The organism is Paraburkholderia lacunae (assembly GCF_003353175.1).
Taxonomy (GTDB): Bacteria; Pseudomonadota; Gammaproteobacteria; order Burkholderiales; family Burkholderiaceae; genus Paraburkholderia; species Paraburkholderia lacunae.
The window spans coordinates 24,918-42,897 of sequence record NZ_QHKS01000031.1; the positions used below are offsets into that span (position 1 = coordinate 24,918).

General features: G+C 65.0%; 10 protein-coding genes and 1 pseudogene. 5 read left to right on the forward strand and 6 right to left on the reverse strand.

Features of this window, described 5'->3' with window-relative positions; translation table 11 throughout:
* Positions 1-422 precede the first annotated feature (422 nt).
* The gene (locus tag DLM46_RS32295; protein ID WP_133300407.1) at positions 423-827 is read left to right on the forward strand and encodes a hypothetical protein; all 405 of its coding nucleotides are present in this window, start codon (positions 423-425) and stop codon (positions 825-827) included.
* Here the strand turns inward: DLM46_RS32295 and DLM46_RS41020 are convergent.
* Both DLM46_RS41020 and DLM46_RS32300 read right to left on the reverse strand, forming a co-directional pair.
* The gene (locus tag DLM46_RS41020) at positions 797-919 is read right to left on the reverse strand and encodes a hypothetical protein (RefSeq protein ID WP_279635246.1); all 123 of its coding nucleotides are present in this window, start codon (positions 917-919) and stop codon (positions 797-799) included. The genes DLM46_RS32295 and DLM46_RS41020 overlap by 31 nt on opposite strands.
* Positions 920-944: 25 nt before the next feature.
* The gene (locus DLM46_RS32300; protein WP_115107685.1) at positions 945-1,880 is read right to left on the reverse strand and encodes an SET domain-containing protein; all 936 of its coding nucleotides are present in this window, start codon (positions 1,878-1,880) and stop codon (positions 945-947) included.
* Positions 1,881-2,147: 267 nt separating this feature from the next.
* On the opposite strand from DLM46_RS32300, the gene DLM46_RS32305 reads away from it, so the two are divergent.
* Positions 2,148-3,488, forward strand: coding sequence for a hypothetical protein (locus DLM46_RS32305; protein WP_133300408.1), 1,341 nt, complete (start codon positions 2,148-2,150; stop codon positions 3,486-3,488).
* Positions 3,489-3,597: 109 nt separating this feature from the next.
* Here the strand turns inward: DLM46_RS32305 and DLM46_RS32310 are convergent, their stop codons facing one another.
* On the reverse strand, positions 3,598-5,325 hold the full coding sequence (locus DLM46_RS32310; RefSeq protein ID WP_115107689.1) for an amidohydrolase family protein: 1,728 nt from the start codon (positions 5,323-5,325) through the stop codon (positions 3,598-3,600).
* Between the two features lie 182 nt (positions 5,326-5,507).
* Complete coding sequence (locus tag DLM46_RS32315) at positions 5,508-9,041, reverse strand: hypothetical protein (RefSeq protein WP_115107692.1); 3,534 nt, start codon at positions 9,039-9,041, stop codon at positions 5,508-5,510.
* A 274-nt stretch (positions 9,042-9,315) separates the two neighbouring features.
* On the opposite strand from DLM46_RS32315, the gene DLM46_RS32320 reads away from it, so the two are divergent.
* The 3 genes from DLM46_RS32320 to DLM46_RS32330 all read left to right on the forward strand — a co-directional run bounded on the left by DLM46_RS32320 (position 9,316) and on the right by DLM46_RS32330 (position 14,735).
* Positions 9,316-12,555, forward strand: coding sequence for a hypothetical protein (locus tag DLM46_RS32320; protein WP_133300409.1), 3,240 nt, complete (start codon positions 9,316-9,318; stop codon positions 12,553-12,555).
* A gap of 295 nt (positions 12,556-12,850) precedes the next feature.
* Positions 12,851-13,594: a hypothetical protein gene (locus tag DLM46_RS32325; protein ID WP_115107696.1), complete on the forward strand. Its 744-nt coding sequence runs from the start codon at positions 12,851-12,853 to the stop codon at positions 13,592-13,594.
* A gap of 184 nt (positions 13,595-13,778) precedes the next feature.
* Positions 13,779-14,735: a hypothetical protein gene (locus DLM46_RS32330; protein WP_133300410.1), complete on the forward strand. Its 957-nt coding sequence runs from the start codon at positions 13,779-13,781 to the stop codon at positions 14,733-14,735.
* A gap of 572 nt (positions 14,736-15,307) precedes the next feature.
* On the opposite strand, the pseudogene DLM46_RS32340 reads toward DLM46_RS32330, so the two are convergent.
* A pseudogene (locus DLM46_RS32340) lies at positions 15,308-15,766 on the reverse strand (IS30 family transposase); the annotation flags it as partial.
* A gap of 137 nt (positions 15,767-15,903) precedes the next feature.
* Positions 15,904-17,979 carry a type III secretion system outer membrane ring subunit SctC gene (gene sctC, locus DLM46_RS32345; protein ID WP_244306449.1) on the reverse strand — a complete coding sequence of 692 codons (2,076 nt, stop codon included), beginning with the start codon at positions 17,977-17,979 and terminating at the stop codon, positions 15,904-15,906.
* Between the last annotated feature and the right edge of the window lies 1 nt (position 17,980).

Here is a 17,980-nt window from a genome sequence, read left to right on the forward strand (position 1 = left end):
TGATTGCGTCGACCGGTGCGGCGCGTGTTGGGCTGGCGGGCCCGACTTTGAGAAAGCCGTCGCAAGGCTTTGCAACGCGCGGATCACGCCGTTGGAACTGCGCGATCCGCGCGCCGACATAGCAGGTACGGGAGACGTCTTATCGGCGCTTGGCAACACTTCAGTTTGCCGTATGGTCCCTCGAAGGTTTGTCGCCTTCATCAATTCGTCGCCTGTCACGTACGGTGTCGTGATGCTAGGTCGCCAACGCCGTCGAAAGAGCGCCAGAGGCCGAAAACCTGGCCCTCGATGCGAACGTTCATGCTTCACGCGTGCTGCGCGGCTCCGCCAATCGATGTATCGTTGCGTCGATTGCCGCGGGTCTCACCGACTGCGATCCGCAGCCTGTCAACTATGATGAATTGCTGAATACCCTTCGATACATGAAATCTCTGAAGCGCTCGACCCGTGCAGGCGACCCGCGCGACGTCGACGGCGATGTGCCCCGGCTCGCACTCACTTGTCCGCCGGAACAGTTTGTCGCGTTGCTCGAAAAGCACTTCGGGCAGATTCGCGACTACTGCGCGCAACTCGACCTGTGTCTGTCCGAACGCCGCTATGCGGACGCGCTGACGATCGCACGCCGGCTGACCGGCACGGCGCAATGCCTCGGAACATCGGGCGACGACATCGCCGCGTTGCGCGAATACGAACACGCGCTCGAACTCGAGCAGACCGACGCCATCGAGCGGGCCGGCGGCAACGCGCAAATCGTCGCCTTCCGCCTGTGCGTCGCCATCAAGGAAGCACTCGCTGATCAGTCGGCGAAGCGCGACTGTTCCAATTGACGCATCATTTCCCGCACGCAGCCTTCGGCGCGTTCGCTCATATCGTCCCAGGCGCCGGATTGGGGCGCGGCGAGCAACAGCAACACGTCCATTGACGAACACGCATGCCCGCGCCGCTCAGCCCGAACAGAACTCGTTCGCGCGTGCCTGCTGCGCTTGCCGGCGTGCACCACCAAACACGTGCTCGACGATTTCCGGCGAATAGCGATAGTTCCACCTCAGTTCGGCGCCCGGTTCGATCTCGCGTCGGGCAAAGAACGCGCGGATCGAGAAGTGCCGGCCGCAGCGTGACGACGCATCGAACGTCAGCGCCTCCATGTTGTAGCCGTCGTCATCGGCCTGGGCAACCGGCGCGCCTTCGGCGTCGTACGCGAGGGACGTGTTCGCCATCGCCAGAATGTTCTCGCCATCGATAAAAGCGACGGCATTGTCCGAATTCGCGCTCAGCACGAACGATTCCTCCACGCAGGAAAAAAACATCGCCGCGCTCATGAGCCGGCCGCCATAGACGCCGAGACATTCGCCCGCGCGGATCGCCCGCGCCGCGAACGCGCCGCGCTCGCCAATGAGCGTGTGCTCGCGCGCATCGCGCAGGTCAGCGGGGCCGATCGTGCGGCAGTACATGGCGTTTGCATAGGCATCGGCGCGCGCGCGGTCAGGCAGACCCGGATCGATATAGCGCTGCACCGCGGCGAGATGCGAGTCCGCTGTCGCATTCGGCGCCTGCTTCGAGCGCAACGCGACGATGTAAACGGGATTCGACAACTCGTCGCGATACGGATAGCGGGCGTCTATTTGCGGCGAGTACGGCAGACGCGGAATCGCATGATCGTGTTTGAACGCTTCGAAGGCTTCGCGCAGCGACTGCATGGCCTGGTCCGCGACGAGGGCGTCGTCGGCCAGCAACTCGTCGATTTGCGCCTTCATCGCGGGCACGATATCGAAGATGGCTTCGTGCCGCGCCACCAGTCCCGGCATGCGCCCCGCCTCTGCAATGCGCTCGCGAATCGTGTCGACAAGCGCTTGCGCGCGCGGTTGGATCGTTACAGTCATCGGGCCTCGCTTTGCCGTATCCGGCTGGAATTGCATGTCTATGGATAGCGTGACATTAGCCAGGACCGCCCTCGTTCGCGCGGGACGACGGCGAAACCGGTGCGCCGGCAGCGAAGTCAGCGCGGCGCTTCGTTTGCGGCGCCATGGTGTCGCCGCGCGCGCCTGGCGCGCGGGCCGCGCGGGTCTACGCTCCGATATCCGCGCGAGCCGCAGACCGGCCGCTCATCACATCGCGAATGTGCGCATCCGCGGCACAAGGAGCATCCGATGCCCGATCGAATCACTTCCTCGCCCAGCATTTCCACCGTCGATAGACCGGACGCCCAGCCGGCACGGGACCACGCCGCCGGGCGAGGCAATCGGCCTTCGCGCGCCTTGAGCGCCGGCTTGCAGGAAGGGCCGGGAAGCGCGTCTTCGTTGCAGAGGCGAACCCCGGGTGCGCCCGCGCCGCGCACGTTGCGGCGCACGCTGTCGCACAGCGACATCACCGATCGCGTCGCCGCCTTTTCGCGCCGCTTTCGGGAGGACCAGGAAACACCGCCCGCCGCGCGCTTCAGCATCACGCACGCGCGTGATGTGCAGGAGCGGCCGGCGGTTCCACCGCAGAGGGACACGGCGGTGGAGACCCCGGCAACGGCGTCGGCGGCCGGCAGCGCAAGCAATCCGCAGAACGCGACCGGCATCGCAAGCGAGACGAGCGCGACAAGACCGGAGACCACGGCAACCACGCATGCCGCGCCCGAGCAAACCACTGCCGGCTCACATGAGCCGCAGAGCGGCCACGGCGCCCCCGCCCATCCGTATGCGGTCCCGTATTTCGTTCCGAATCCGGGACCGAGTTATGCGTCTTACGCGTCCCATGCGTACGCGCCGCACATGCAACCATGGGCGGCACCCTACCACGCGCCCTATTATTCGAACTGGAACTGGACGGCCCAGCAGACGCATCCCGCAACGGCATCCGCGTTTTCACCACACGGATACGCGGCCTACACGCAACCGCAGCACTGGCAACCGCAGCCAAGCTGGAGCATGCCGTCCTATCACAGCCGGGTAGTCGGCGCAAACAGCCGGTTCGGCTTCACATACGGCTCCGGCGACGGTCCCGTCGGCAAACAGATGCACATCGGTTTCCATTTCAACGGCCGCTTTCGCACGCTAAGCTTCGGCCTCTATCCGAGCGCGTCGCGGCCGTTCTTCGTGTCGACTCACAGCGGCCGCATGAACGCGATGCCGCCACCTGTCTGGCCGTCGTCGGCCCCTTGGCACACGCCGCCCGCGTATCACTACGGGCTCGCCGCGCATGGCTATCATGCGGCTTACGCCGCAAGCGGAGCGGCGGCTCAGGGCCAACCGGCGCAGGTCGCAGATCACCCCGGCAGTGCAAGCCCGGTGCGCCCGTGGCACACGGTCCTCGGTGTGCCGCAGGAGCACGCGACACTTGAGCTCGTGATGCAACGCTACAACCTCAAGAAACGACTGCTGAACCCGACGACTGCCCACGGCAAGGTGGCGCTCCTCGAACTGCAGGCGGCCTATCGGAGCGCACTGGAGACGCTCGCCGCTCGCGGGCCGGAGCAAGCGCCGCCGCGAAGGACTGCAGGCTGAAGCTCGCCGCTTCATTCATCGGTGCAGACCTCAAGACGAGAAAAAGCGCCTCGCGGGGCGCTTTTTCCACACACGTTGGCCGACGCGAGCGCCGGCAGCCAGACAATGCTCAGTGCGCCGCGGCGTCCAGCGGGCGCCCGGTGAGATCGACACCTGCGTTCGCATATGCTTCGTCACGCGCGGCGCGCAAGGCATCCGGGTTAATGTGCGGACCGTCATTGACCCGACCGTCGCCCGACGAACGCAAGCCCTTTTCCACGAAATCCCGGGTCAACACATGCTGTTCGAAAGCACGCACCTTCGGACGCGCCTCCGTAATCACGCGATCGTAGTTGCCCGTCTTCACCGCGACGCGCGCTTCCGGCGTCAGTTTGTCGAGCAGCGGCTTATACATGTTGCCGGTTTCCGCCCAGGTGTCCTTCACCTGCGGATTGAGCGCGTCCGAGCCGAACAGGAAACGGTCCGGAAACTCATTGATGAGCGCCGCCCACGCATGCACGGATTCGTGATCCGGCACCTCGGTGCCGTCGGGCTGCGTCTTCATGACGATCTGACGCGCCACGCGCGACCACGAAATGTCGATGTGAATGTGGCTCATCTTCGGATCGGAGAGGATCGTGCGCAGATTGTTCGCGTGGTCGATCGGCTTGCGCACGAAGCGTCCGATACCTCCGCAATGCGCCCAGATCAGCGTGGTCTTGCTGGTCTCCGGCGACGCAAAAAGCTTCTTGAGGTCATTCAGATACTGCGGCTGGCCGATGCCATTGGCTCGCTGGTTCGCCGTCGAATCGACGTCGCAATGCAGCACCACCGGCATGCCGATCACGCCGGCCGTCGCCACCAGATGCTTGAATGACTGCACGTTGTTAGTGAGATTCGCCTGGCGCGATCCCTCGTATTGCTGCTGCACCAGTTCCTTGTGGATCGTCACTTCGCCCACGCCGGTAAACATGCCCGGGTGCGTCGCGAGCTTCAGGAGCAGCGCTTGCGGACTCAGCGGCGAACCCAGGTGCAGGCCGGTCACCATCGGATCCAGGCGATCGCGCTCGGCATGAGAGAGCTGTGCGATCTGCATGAACAACGCGGTGTCGGCATCCACCTGCTGGTTCAGCATCAAGTGCGCGCCTTGCGTGATTTCCTTCTCGACACCCTGCGTCAACTCATGCGGCTGGATGTTGGTGTACTTCTGCTGCACGTAGTACGACTCGGCGGGAATGTTGTTGTGGTTCGGCGCGTGGGCGTGCTCGTCATGGCTGCCGCACGGCATCACGTCGGTCGGAATCGGCGACATCACGGTGCGGTGGATGCCAACTTCGTCCATCATCTTCAACATCTCGCGCGGCACCATGCCCTGCTGCACGTAATTCGTCGGGTGGAAGTGCGAATCGGACATCCAGTCGCCGGTGGCGTTGCGGCTCGCGTGCGCATTCTCCAGCGGGTGCTGCGCCATGGTGTCGACGGTGGCGGTCAGCATGGCGGACAGTTCAGGCGTGCCGCGCAGAGCCTGCGAAACCGCGCGCTTCTGCCCCGCTGCGCCAGGCCCTGCGGGAGACACGTCGAAGCCTCGCACCGACACGCTGTTGTCGTCGAAAAAGCGGGTGTGAGCGCGCAGCAGCTTGTCCGCGCCGGCCCGCACCGGCGGATTGGCGCTCTCGCCACCGCCGGTTGCGGCGCGTTTGGGCGCCGACGGCTGCGGGCTCCCCGTGCCGCCTAGCGACGTTGCGCCGCGCTTGCGCGAAGTGCCGCCGCGACGCGCGGCGGATTCGCCGGTGCCGGACGAGCCGGCCTCCGAGGTGTGATCGGTCGCTGACGTGTGAGCCGAATTGATGCGAGTCATGTTTTTCTCCAAGAGAGTTTCAGGGTGGCGCGCGAAAGCATGCTAGGCGCCTCCCGGCGCCCTCCTTTGCGGTTGCAGCGAAACATGGCATCCCTTAACGAAACCCCACGAAACGCCGACGCAACCCTGCGCAACTTCACGCAAACCTGTGCAGACTCATCGATATCCGGCCCTTCGACACCTCACGCTTTCGAGCGCAGCAGTTCACGCTGCGCGAGCACGCTTGCGGAAGCGACGCCGCCGATCGGCGTAATCACGCCCGGTGTGCTGTGCACACGTCCCGCCACTTCGTTGACCGCGATCCGCTCCGGGAGCCACGACGCGCGCTCGCGCAGCATGGCGTCGAGCGGACGCGACCAGTCCTCGCCTTTGCCGCCCGCGGTTTGCGCGGCGGCGTCGTGCATGCGTTCGAGCGCGCGATAGACGTCGCCGCGCCGCGCGTGCTCCGGCTTCAGGCGGCGCCGCACGAGGAACGTGTGATTGGAGCGCTGATGGCTCCGCAGCATCGCGAGGTCCGCGTTCAGCTTGACGACAGCCGTCGGATAGTCGCAGTTGTGGCTGTTCCGGTACATCTCGATCCATTCTTCGCGCGAACTGTTGACTGCCGCGATGAAGGCGTTGAACGACGCGAACTGCTGGTCCGCGTAGCAGCCGCGATTGAGCAGCCGCCCTTCGCGCTCCGGCAGCATCACGCGCGCTGCGACGAGCCGCTCCGGCAGCGCGCCGCCGATCCCGAGCGGCGACGCGCCTGGCAGCCCGCCCGTCAGGTCGCCCTTATGCCAGGCGGGGCCGACGCCGGCCGTGCCCTGCATGGAGACGCGCATGCTCGAGGTCACGGTTCGGCGGTCGTAGCGGAGCGAACCGGTTGCCTCGTTGACGGCCGTGTCGTTACGGCTGTTCAGGTCCACGGTCACCGTGCCGTCGAGCCCGAAAGTGCCGCGTGCCGTCGCCTGGGGTCCGGCCACCGACGCGCCTCCCGTTGCCTGAATACTCTGGCGAGATGCCTTGGTCCTACCGTCCTGCCAGCCGATCGAAATATCGGTGCGCTCGCCGATGCGCTCGGCAAGGCGCTCGAACAGCGAGGTTTCGGCGCCCTTTTTGCGCACCGGTTCGCGCGCTTCCTCGAACAGAAAGTCGACCATGTCGAGCACGGTTTCGGTGGTGCGCGGATCGTCGTACTTCATCGCGACCCAGTCGAGGTTCTCGTCGGTAAGACGCTCGCGGGCGACGCGGATCATCACGCCACGCGGCTCGCGCAATTCGCGATCGACCGGCGCGATGCGCAGCGAGCCGCCTAGGCGCAAGCCGCAGAGCCAGTCGAGACGCCTGGCGTAGCCGATGCGGGCGCCCACCTTTAGCTGCGAGCGCTTGCTGTGTTCCGTGCCGATGAAGATATCGAAGCCGACGTTATTGCGCTGCAGGGTCACGAGGGCTCGGCGGCCGCGGTAATGCCCAAGCGTGAGTTCGCCCCCGACCGGCAAGTGGTGATGCAGCCCTTTGGTGGCCGACACCGAAAGACCGCGCGTGCTGAAGCCGTAGCGCGCACCGTCCGCGAAAGCGACCTGGGTCGATTGCTGCAGATCGGTGATCAACTGACGCAGCACGGTTCTGACTTCCTCGCGGCCCAATCGCTCGGGCTTGAGCGGCTTGGCGTCACCGACTTTCTCGGCGTGAGCAAGCGCGGTTTTCACGTCTTGCCATCGATGCACCTGAAAGCGCTTCGCGCAGTCGCGCAACGCGCCGAGGTCGAGCAGTGAAGGAGCCTCGTCGCGTTGCGCAACGCCCGGCACCGGCTCGCGATTTTCCAGCGCGGCCCTGGTAGCTTCGTCCAATTCGAGATCGCCGATGTGCGCCGCGGGCCGCGCGGCAATCGCCTCCAGCGCCGCCGCCGCGCCTTCACGCGCTCGCGCCTCAGGACCATCCGGCGCGCCGAGCGCGAGACGCGGGCTGCGCAGCGAGGCGGCCAAAGTCGCGCTGGCCGCCTTGAGCGCGTCGGCGTAACGGGTCGCCTCTTTCGTGTACGACGCGAGCGCCGCGCTCGACGTGCCAAGCATCATGCCGCGCAACGCGGACTTCTTCATGCCGAACATGCGCTGAAAGAACCAGTTGGCCTTGTCGAGCCGCAATATCCCGCGCGTCACGAAACGGTTCAGCCGCGTTTGCGCCTGCTTCAGCGGGCTGCCTGGCGCGTCGCTGCGAAACTCCTGGCGCCACGCGAACAGCGCCGCGGCATCGCGCGGCGTGCTCGAGCCCGACACCGCACGCAGCACGCGTGGCGCGAGGTTGCCTTTGTCGTCGACCGTGGCGTGCGCGGCGGCGAGCGCCGCATCGAGATCGGCGGGCGGCTCGGGCAACGCATGCCACGCTTGCAGCAGCGCGAGCGCGGTCGCATTGTCGGCGCCCGATGCGTCGCTGCGGGTGAGGCTCTTCAGTACGTCGAAGCCCAGGTGGGTGTGCGCGAGCGAGCGGGCAATGCGCCACGCGTCTTCGTGCGCCTGATTGACCGGCTCGTGAGACGAAGTGGGATCTACCGCATTGGTCGTGCCAACCGTGCCGTGGTCGTGAGTGGTTTCGCCTGCGTCTTCCGACGTGATTTCTTCGGCGGACGCTTCGTCCGCATGGCTTACCCGGACAGGCTCGTCATTTAGCGGTGGCTGCTGTTCCGTCGTCGTGACATAGGGGCGCGCGGCGTTCGGGTCGAACGTCGCGGCCCGCTGCGCGATCTCTTCGATGCTCACCGCTTCCGGCAACGCCTGCAATGCCGCCGCCGCGCGCGCCGGCTCGTTCGAGCCGAGCGCGGAGAGCACGGCATAGCCGAGCATCAGCGAAGGCGCGAATCGATGGGTGCTGTCCGTTATGGATGAACCGGCTTGCTCGATGGCCTCGCCCGTGGCGGCGTGGACGGCCTCCGTTCGCTGCGCCGCCTGGGCTAGCAATGCGGACAGGGTGGCGACTGGATCGGCAGGTGCTGGGTCGCTGTTCGGGGTGGTGCTGACGTCGTTGGGGTTGTTGTTGTTGTTCTCGTTGACGTCGTCGCTTCCGTTGACGTCGTTGCCCTCGTTGACGTTACCCTCGCTTGCCGTCCCCGCACTGCTGCCGCCCGCCGCGCCGAAGTACTCCCGCACCCAGCTATCCAGCCCTTCCCGATGATTCAGCCAGTGCTCGAGTTCGGCCGCATCGTGCGGGCGTCGGCTTGCGTGTGCCGCGTCGGCATTCGCCGACTTGTCCGCGCGCTTCGCCGTGAACTTGCCGATCGTCTTGGCCAGCATGCGCTGCGCCTTCGCCGCGCGCCGCTGGGCGGAGGCGCTCGTACCCGGCGCCGGGCCCGCCCTGCTCACCTCGCCCCAGTCGCCGGACGGATCGAGTGGGCGAGCCGGTTTCTGCGGCGCAATGCGCACAGCGTGTGCCGGAAAAGAGCGGCCGAACCTGTTCGCGCGCACGAACGGTATGCGCCACTCGGTTTCCACGAGCGCCCGGCGGTCCGTCGGCACCTTGGGTGTCGCGTACGGCGGACGGCTCAATCCAAGCAGGCTTTTGAAGCGCTCACGCGTGGCTGCGAAGCCTGCCTTGGCGCCCGCCCGCGCGCCCGGCGACGCGGGTTGCACGCCTGCTCCCGTCGACCCGATGGGACTCGCGGCCGGAGCAACTGTCGTCGACGAGCGCGGCGTTCCCCGCAGCATCGACGTCGCATTCCGCAACATGTTGGTAAACCGCATGTTTCCTCCTCCGATGCCGCTGATTATCGGGACTGCGTATGACATGAGCGGCCAACCGGCGAAACCTTATCGACCGGAGCGAAACCTTCGATCTTCCCCGCGATGGTCCGGTGAGTTCGCCGGCGCGCACTGCGTTTCGCTGCAACGGCAGCCGGGCCGCCGCATCTCGCGGCTACCCTGTCGATACCCCGGCACGCCCGCTCTCGCGCGCCACTTCGGCATCCGCGCAAGCCGCAGCGGCCTGCGTCCAATGGTCCACTTCATCTCAACGCCCATGACTCCTCCTAAAGTATCCAGTTCGGGCCACGCGCACGAGCCCGTGGCGACCGGCGACGTCACCGCCGGCACGTCGTCTTCTGCCGCGACGGGACTGCAAACGACGCGGCCCACGGCAAGCCGCCGCCGCGACGGTTTCTGGTCGAACCTGAAGCGCACGCTCGCGCCGCGGCCGATGACGGTCTCGAACTCGCTGTTGGGCTCCGTCACGACAGCGCGTCCCACGACCGCACGCGCGAAGATCGGCGTGACAGAAGATCAGCGTCACAAGCCCGATAAAAATGCGACGCCGCCCGCGGCCATCGCGAGGCACAAGCACAACGTCGCACTGACGCTCGCGGGAACCGATAAGACCGCGCCCGCCGAGCGGGTCGTCAGCGAAGGCGGTGCGGCGTCGGTCGCGGCGCGGCTCTTCAATCGGTCGGGGCTCGGTCCGCAGAAACCCACGACGGATCTCGCGAGCGAACTGGAAGCCTGTCTCGGCGCACCCGAAGGCAGCGACATGGACACCCAGTTGAAGGCAGCGGCCCGTCAGGAACTCGTGCTGCGCCGCATGAATCAGGCGTTCGGCGCCGATGTCGGCCGCGCAAGCAGAGCGCTTCAGGACTTGCGCGGTATGGGTCCGCTGCTCGAAGTGAAAGGCGGCGCGTTCGAACTGGCGCACCGGCTCGCGGTATCGTCGCTGGGTTACGGCACGCTGCGTACGTTGAGCGGCGACGTCGCCGCCGACGCGGACCCAGTCCAGCACGCCATGCGCGAAGACGCCACGAAGCTCGCGCTGCGCGCGGCCAACACGTTGATTGCCGCGCTGCCCGAAGGCCACCCGCCGCCGCAGAGCATGGATGAAGTCGTCGGCCTCGCGTTGGCCGCGCTCCCCGAACATCAGCGTCCGACCGGCATCACGAACGTGCCGCCGTCGCAGCGCATGAACGGCGATGTCAGCGTGCCTGCCAAGGCGCTGCTGGCCGCGGTGCAGCTTGCCGACGATCCGACGGCTGAACCCGAGCGGCACCTGAAGTCCGCGTATTTCACGTGGCGCTGCGGCTTCACGCATGAAGGGCCCGGTACGCTGCTCGCGCATGCGCAGAACCGACTCTTCAAGCTGTCGCGCTACGCACGGCGTGCCAGCCAACCGGGCACGCTCGCGAACCTGCGGCGTATGTTCGGCTTCAACAAGTCGCCGATGTCCGCGCTTGCGCTTGGCACCGGCGGCGCGAGCCTGCGTCACCCCGAGGACGATTTGCTCAAGGCGGATGTGATCTGGCAACTGGGCGGCGCGCTCGCGGAGCGCGCGCAAACGCATGGCGACGGGCCGCCCGATTCGCGCATTGCCGACGCCGTGCAAGCCGCGACGCTCGAAGCGTGGTATCAGCGCGTGGCGCACAAGGGCTGGCGTGACAAGACCAGCGTGCCGAAGCACATGCGGCATGCGATCGCCGCACGCGCCGCGGCACTGACCGGCGTCAGCGAAACGGAAGTCAAGCTCAGTCCGGAATATGCCGCGCTGAAATCGCGCACCGGCTCGCGGCTCACGACCGCGACGCTGGAAAGCTGGATCAACCGCCTCGAAGCCAGTGAGCCGCGCGACGCAACGCCTCAGCCGACGACGCAACAGGCATCCGAACAGTTGGACGAAACCGATGAAATCACGGCAGTAGAAACGCAGACCGCGCCCGCCGCGTCGCAAGCTGCACAATTCAAAGCCGCGCTGAAAAACCTGACGACGCTCGAGCGCAACGGCGAGGCAACGCCCGACCGCTCCACGCCGCAGACCGTGCTTGAAAACTTCAGGCGTGTCATCACCGAACCGCGCATGACCTACGACGTGCGCCTGTCAGACGGCGGACAGTTCGGCATCAACACCGGCGTGGCCGAACTGCTCAACTTGCCGGGCGCGAGCAAGCTGCCGTTCGTGCTCGCCGGACCCGATATCAAGTTAATCCACGGCCGCCACGCGATGATCAACGGCGGTTCCTCGGCGAATCACGGGCAACTGTTCATCGGCAGCGATCGACGCTGGGCGTCGCATGCGGGCGTGAGCGCGGCAAGCGGCGTCAATCTGTTCCACAAGAGCTTCCAGGCGATCGGCTCGGCGCAAGTCTTGCCGGCCGTTTTCGACGCGTCGCAGCCGAAGGGCGTGATGGTGCGCGCGCGGCTTCAGCCGACCGGCACGCTGCCGGCCGGGCAGCAGCCCGCGGGCGAGCCCGACCCGTGGCGAGCGAAGATGCTCGGCGTGATCGATGAGGCAACCGCGAGTGGGCCGAACCGCGGTCTGCCGCACGACGCGGGGTCGATGTGGGACGCCATTGCTCACTCGTTCTACAAGGATCCGGACGTGTCGGTGAACTGGCTCGACTCCAAGGCGCAATCGCTTTCGACGACGGTCAACGCGTCGACCGGTGTCCGCTACGAACACGATGGGTACAAGATCGGCCCGTCGCTGCAGGCGGGCGGCACGAAGACCTGGTTCACGCGCACGCACCGTCAGGAAACCGGTCCGTTGAAAGCCGAGTTCGCGGGCAGCAGTAGCGCGCGCATGGCAGGTGCATCGGCTACGCTCGTCGCCGGCCTCGCGCCGCAAGGCAATTTCGCCGACGAGACGGGCCACGTGAAATCGGTCGTGCTGCCCAATGTCTCGATTGTCGGCTTCGGCACCACGGTGCTTCAATCGGAGACGGGTTCCACATGGCGCATCGCCGAGGAAGACGGCCACATCGACGCATCGCTCAGCTATCGCGACACCACCTTCACGAGCATGAAGGAGTTCAAGCGGTATGTCGACAGCCGCCGCGCATCGTGGGACGACACGTACAACAAGCAGCCAGCGGGCGCCGCGCAATCCGAGCCGATCGACGATTATCTTGCGCGAGTGGATCAGGACGCGCTACGCGGCAACCAGCTCTTTGCGGAACGTGTCTGGCTCAAGCCTGAAGCGGCGAGCAAGATCAACATTCTGCGCGAGCTGCGCGACGCGGTGGTACCACCTGGCGCGAAGCCAGGCAAGGGCGACCTCGCGCAGATCAACGAGCGCAATGCGCAGATCGCCACCCTGCTCGAGGCAGACGACAGTTGGGATAACCGCTTCCTGTACTCGCTGGAAACAAACGGCGCGTCGCGCACGCTTGGACCGAGCTTCCTTGCAACGCTGCAGCGCGTCACCGAGGTGTCCCATCCGCGTCAGCTGAGCGTGCTGCGCGCGGAGCGGCCGGTCACGCCGCCGGAGCCCGATCGTTCCTGATCGTTAGTCGTTTGCCGGTTTTTTCCGGTTCGCCGGTAAGTGCGGCGCCGCGCGTTTCGCGCGGCGCCGCATCGTCTTCCTGCGCCGTCTGCTCTCTCCCCCGCCCCCCTTCCCCGCCGATTCGCCGCCACGCTTGATGTTTCGTTTTACGAAACAACACAATCAAGCCAGTCTCTTACGCTTTGTTACGGGACGATCGCCATGCTGCGGCCGTCGCGCGGCCAATCGGATTTCAAATGCGCAGCGTGTTCAAAGCCGCTGTGCCTCTCTCATCGTTTACTGTAAGAGGCTATTCATGAGCAAGATTACCAATGACTCCGGCAGCAGCGCCATCCAGGCCGATCTGCAGCAACTGGAATCGGACCTGCAAGGCGGCGGCAAGCTCGGCAACAACGATATCGAGAAGCTGCTCGAAATGATCCTCGCGATCATCGAACAGAAGGTGAACGGCAGCTCGCAAGGCGGCAACCCGTCTGCCGGCGGCGGTGGCGGCGATAACTCGACGCAAGGTCCGAACTCGACGCAAGGTCCGTCGACCGACAACAACGTCGATCCGAGCAACGACTCGACCGACGTGCAAAGCCAGATCATGTCGCTGCTGCAGCAGATCCTGCAAATGCTGCAGCAGTCGTCGCAAAGCGGCCAGGGGCTCGACAAGCAGACTGCGAGCATGATCGACGATATTCTCAAGCTGCTGCAACAGATCCAGGGCGCGCAAGGCGGCGGCCAGGCCGGCGGCGGCGGTGCGAACAAGGGTGGCGATCAGACCTCGCAGATTCAGGATCTGCTTTCCGAAGTGATCCAACTGCTGCAACAGCTCCAGGGGTCGTCGCAATCCGACGGTTCGAGCAACGGCGACACCGATCCGAACAGCGCGAGCGACCCAAGCGACACCAGCACGAACGGCACAGACGGCACGGACGGGTCGAACAACGGCACGGCCGATCCGAGCACGCTCACCAACGAACTGCTCAAGCTGCTTTCGCAATTGCTGCCGATGCTCAACAAGGCGATGAGCGAGAAAACGTCGACGAATTGAGGCAATTCCACCCACATCGTCGCGCGGCCCCGCTGGCAGGCCATCCGATCGGCCCCGCCTTGCGTGGGCCGCGCGCATCGAGGAGCACACAATGAGTATATTTTCGAAAATCAAGCATGCGTTCCAGCATATTGGCCACGACATCGAGAAGGCCGCGAAATCGGTCGCGCACGGCGTCGAGCATGTGGCCCATGTGCTGGAAAAGGATTTCAAAAAGGTGCTGCAGGACGCACTGGCAATGACTGAAGCGCTCATGCAGGGCAATATGAAGCTCGCCATGCAAGACCTGCTGAAGACGGCCGATGACGTCGGCAAGGCTGCGACGGACGCGGCCACCGCCAGCGCGGAAGCCACGCTCGAAGGTTTGCAGGGATTGCATCTCGGCAAGGGTTTCGACAAGGTGTTGAATAGCGTCGAAAAGGGAGTCGAGACGGTCAAGAAAGACGTCAACGAGGGCGTCGACGCCGCTGCCCAGGACCTCGTGTCATCCGTCGAGGGCGTCGTATCCGGCTCCGTCAACGCGGTGAAGGATCTCGCGCACGGCAATTTCAAGGGCATGGTGAACGACCTGGCGCAGGTCGGGGAGGATGCGCTCGAAGCCGCCGCCGACCTCACGCCCGAGGGCCTGGGTGCGACCGTCGCAGCCTCGACGCTCGCCGCGGCGCATATCGGCAGCGAGACGCTCGACAACACGATCGCAGCCGCGATGCATGGCGGCGTCGGCAAGGTCATCAAGTCGGTCAGCGAGATGGAGGTCAGCCAGGGCGCGCAGAAGCTGGGCGACAAGCTGCTGGGCGGCGGCAGTGCCGAGACCGCAACCGCGACGGGCGGCGACGCGGTAGCGCTTATGGCGATGGCCTCCGCCTCTGGCGGCTCCGGCCGGCGCGGCGGGCATCGCGGCGTGGAAGGCTCGCATGACACCCGTTCAGCGGAAGGTGAAACACCGAAGAACGGCAGCGCCGAGGGGCACAAGCAGGACGGGAAAACCGAAACCAGATCCGACTCCAGGGAGAAGCAGGACAACTCCAAGGACAAGGAAAAGGAAAAGGATGAAAAGACCCTGCAGGCGGGACCGCCTCCGGGCGTGCTCGATACGCTGCTGCTCAGCTATCTTGCGGACAACCAGCGGCGCGTCGCCTGACGGCAGTCAGGCTTCGGACTCTGATTGTTTTGCGCTAACGGTAACCTTGCCGCAGTAACGATACAGCCCGCACGGTGTGCGGGCTGTATTCATTTTGGAAACCGAAAGTCACGTTTCGCGGCACCCTACGCGACCGCCGGTTCTACTATGGTTATGTGATGTCCTCCGACAAGAGAAGCAGGAGCGCCTGATTGTTTATGAAAATTGGTGAAGTCAAAACAATTGATTAAAACCATTTCGCTCTGCCGCAGTGTGAATCTGAACAATTTTTCGGAATTGAATGACGTTTCCCAACAGATCCCGACAAATAGAAAGTCTGCGAAAATGCAAAGCGTTGGCTGCACGCAACGGAAGACGAGCATGTAATCTACGGCATTGCGCAATAAGCCCACAACGATGAAATATTTCCTGTACGTCATGGCCTCAGTTGTAATGCAAGCCTTCTCATACGGCTACGTATCCAGAATAATGGATGGACCATCAAGCCTGCTATTCGTCATCCTCGCGTGTCTCTCCTGCTCCGTCTTTTACTTTTCTCTGGGTGCTTTCAAGGGTGCCGCGCAACAGCGGGATTAATGTTTCGAGCCTTGAGGTTGACTTGCTGAAGCAAGTGTCGCGGCGAAGACCTCGAATGGGGAATGGAAGGCGTGTGTGGCGCGCGGCCGGCTATTCAGACTGTCGGCAATGACATCGAGTTCATCTTGGCTGTAGACCAAAAGGTCCGTGCCTTTGGGCAGATACTGTCCCAGCAGCCCGTTGGTGTTTTCGCAGGTGCCCCGTTGCCATGGACTGTGCGGGTCACAGGAGTACACCTTCACGCCGGTGGCGGCGGCGAGCTCTTTATGTCGCTACATTTCTTTGCCCTGGTCGTAGGTGAAGTTCTGCCGTAAGGGCTCGGCAATCGAATTGAGTCTGGCGGAGAAGCCCGCCAGCGCTGAAGCCGCCGTGGCATCTTCCATCTTCGCAGGCAGCACCAGGCGGCTGGTCCCTTCGACCAGAACGCCTACCGAGGACTGTTGCCCGCCCCCTCTATTGATATTCAAAGCTTCGCTGCAGGGGCGGAATGAAAAGCAAGTATTGCGGGCAAGGCCAACAGAGTGACGAACAAACCGGGCGGTGGTGCCGTCGGCCTTGCAGCGAGCAGAGGCACCCCACCTAACGCGTCACCTCAAGGCTTATCGCCCAAGGGCATGCTCATGTTGCCGCCATTGCCGCCGCTGCTACCCGTTCGGGGCGGCGGCAACCCAACGAGCTGGGCGACACGGGCCGCAGCGGGCTGCCCCGGAAGATTCATCGCATCCGGCGGGGGCGGCGGTGGCGACGGCACGAAGCCCGCGCCATTACCACCTGGAACTGCATCTCCCCCGCCACCACCACCACCCGCAGCCGCTGACAACACCCGCGGCGTCAGCAGAAACAGCCGCTGAAATCGCTGCCCCTGATGCTTGCGATAGCGGAACAGGTTGCCGATCACCGGTATCTTCGAAAGCAGCGGCACCGCCGTTTCAGTGTGATCGTCCTGATCCACAGAATAGCCCGCGATCAGCAGACTATCGCCCTCCTTGATGAGCGCCTGCGTGTCGATCGTGCTGTTGCTGACAACCGGCAACTGTCCGACTTGCTGATCGGTCAGCCTGCCGTCCTCGATATGTACGTCCATGCGGATCTGTTCGCCATTGCCCGCGCTCACGATCGAGGGCAGCACGCGCAGCGACACCCCGGCGGACACGCTGTACAGATCCGCCGACTGATAACCCGACACCTGCACATAAAACGTCTGCTTGTTGTCCATGAGCGCTTCGACATTGTCAAGCGTCTCGACTTTCGGGCTCGCCGTGATGCGCGCCTGGTCGGTCTGCTGCATCGCGCTGATGCGGGTCAGCAGATATCGTCCCGCGCCGCCGATCACCGCGGTCAGCACACCGCCCGCCGGCGTCGCCAGCACGCCGGCGGTGGTCGCGTCGAGCGGATTGCCGAAGCCCTGTGGATTGAGCGAGCCGGGGTTGCCCGTCTGCGATTGCTGCCCATTGCCTGTCTCAATGTCGATGTGCCCGGAATGCAGGCGCCAGTCGACACCGAGTTCCTGCAACGCGTTATCCGTGATTTCGATGATGCTGGCGTCGATTTCGAGAATGCCCGGCCGCGTATCGAGCGATTCGATGAGCGTGCCGAACGCGGCCATGTTTTCCGCCCGGTCGCGCACCAGGATCGAATTGCTGCGCGAATCCGCCTCGATGGTCGGCGCACCGCCAGCAGCCGTACTTGCTCTCGCGCGACTCGCCGAGGACGATGCCGAGCCCGTGCCGTCGCGCGCGGAGACAGGTTCCATGCCGCCGTCGCCGACGCTTCCGGCAGGCGGCGCCACCCCTCCCTCGCCCGGGCTCGCATACGACTGTCCCGCACCGAGGCCGGGCAGCGTTGGCAACGGCGGTGGATGCCCGCCCGCCGTCCGGGTCACGCCCGTCGTCATTCCGTCGTCCTGCATCTCGCGCACGCTCGGCACGCGGTATGCGTCGCGCCGAGCCGGCGGCGCATCGCCCGAGGCCTCGCCGTTGGCTGGAACACCCTGGCCGTACAGCGTGCGCAGCAATGACGCGACGCCTCGCACGGCAATGCCGCGGCCGTTGATCGTGATGGTCCGATCGGTCGCCCATGCGTAGTGCAGCGGAAAGCGTTGCACGACCACCTTCTCGCCCGACTCGGATTTGTGATCGATCAGATGCGCGACGTCGGTCACCAGTTCGACGAAGCGCGGCGGCCCGGACACCACCGCCGTGCCGGACACGCTGTCGTAGCGCACTGGAAAGCGCGGATCGTCGATCTGCAAGCGCCCCAGCGCGCGCCGCAAATCTTCGGTGCCGGCGTTGGACAGACCAAGCGTCGCGCTGCGGGCTTCGTTCGCGCCGTAGATACGTAGCACGGACCCGTCGTAGTACCACAGCACGCCGAACGACTCCGCCATCTGATCGAGAAAGCGCTGCGGCGCCGCGTTGAACCGGCCCGACACGCTGCCTTCGACGTGCGGCGAGATCCACGTCATCACGTGCTGGCTCGCGCCGAAATCGCGCAGCACATCCTTGAGGTCTTTATGATCCGCGACGTACTCGAAGCGCGTGCCCTGCCATGCGACACGTTCTGCATGGGCCGGCAACGGCGACGCCAGCGCGCCGGCTGCGACGAGGGCCGCGCACAGCGTGCGCATACGGACAGCCGCGCCGCGGCGGACGGGAACGATAGCTTTCATG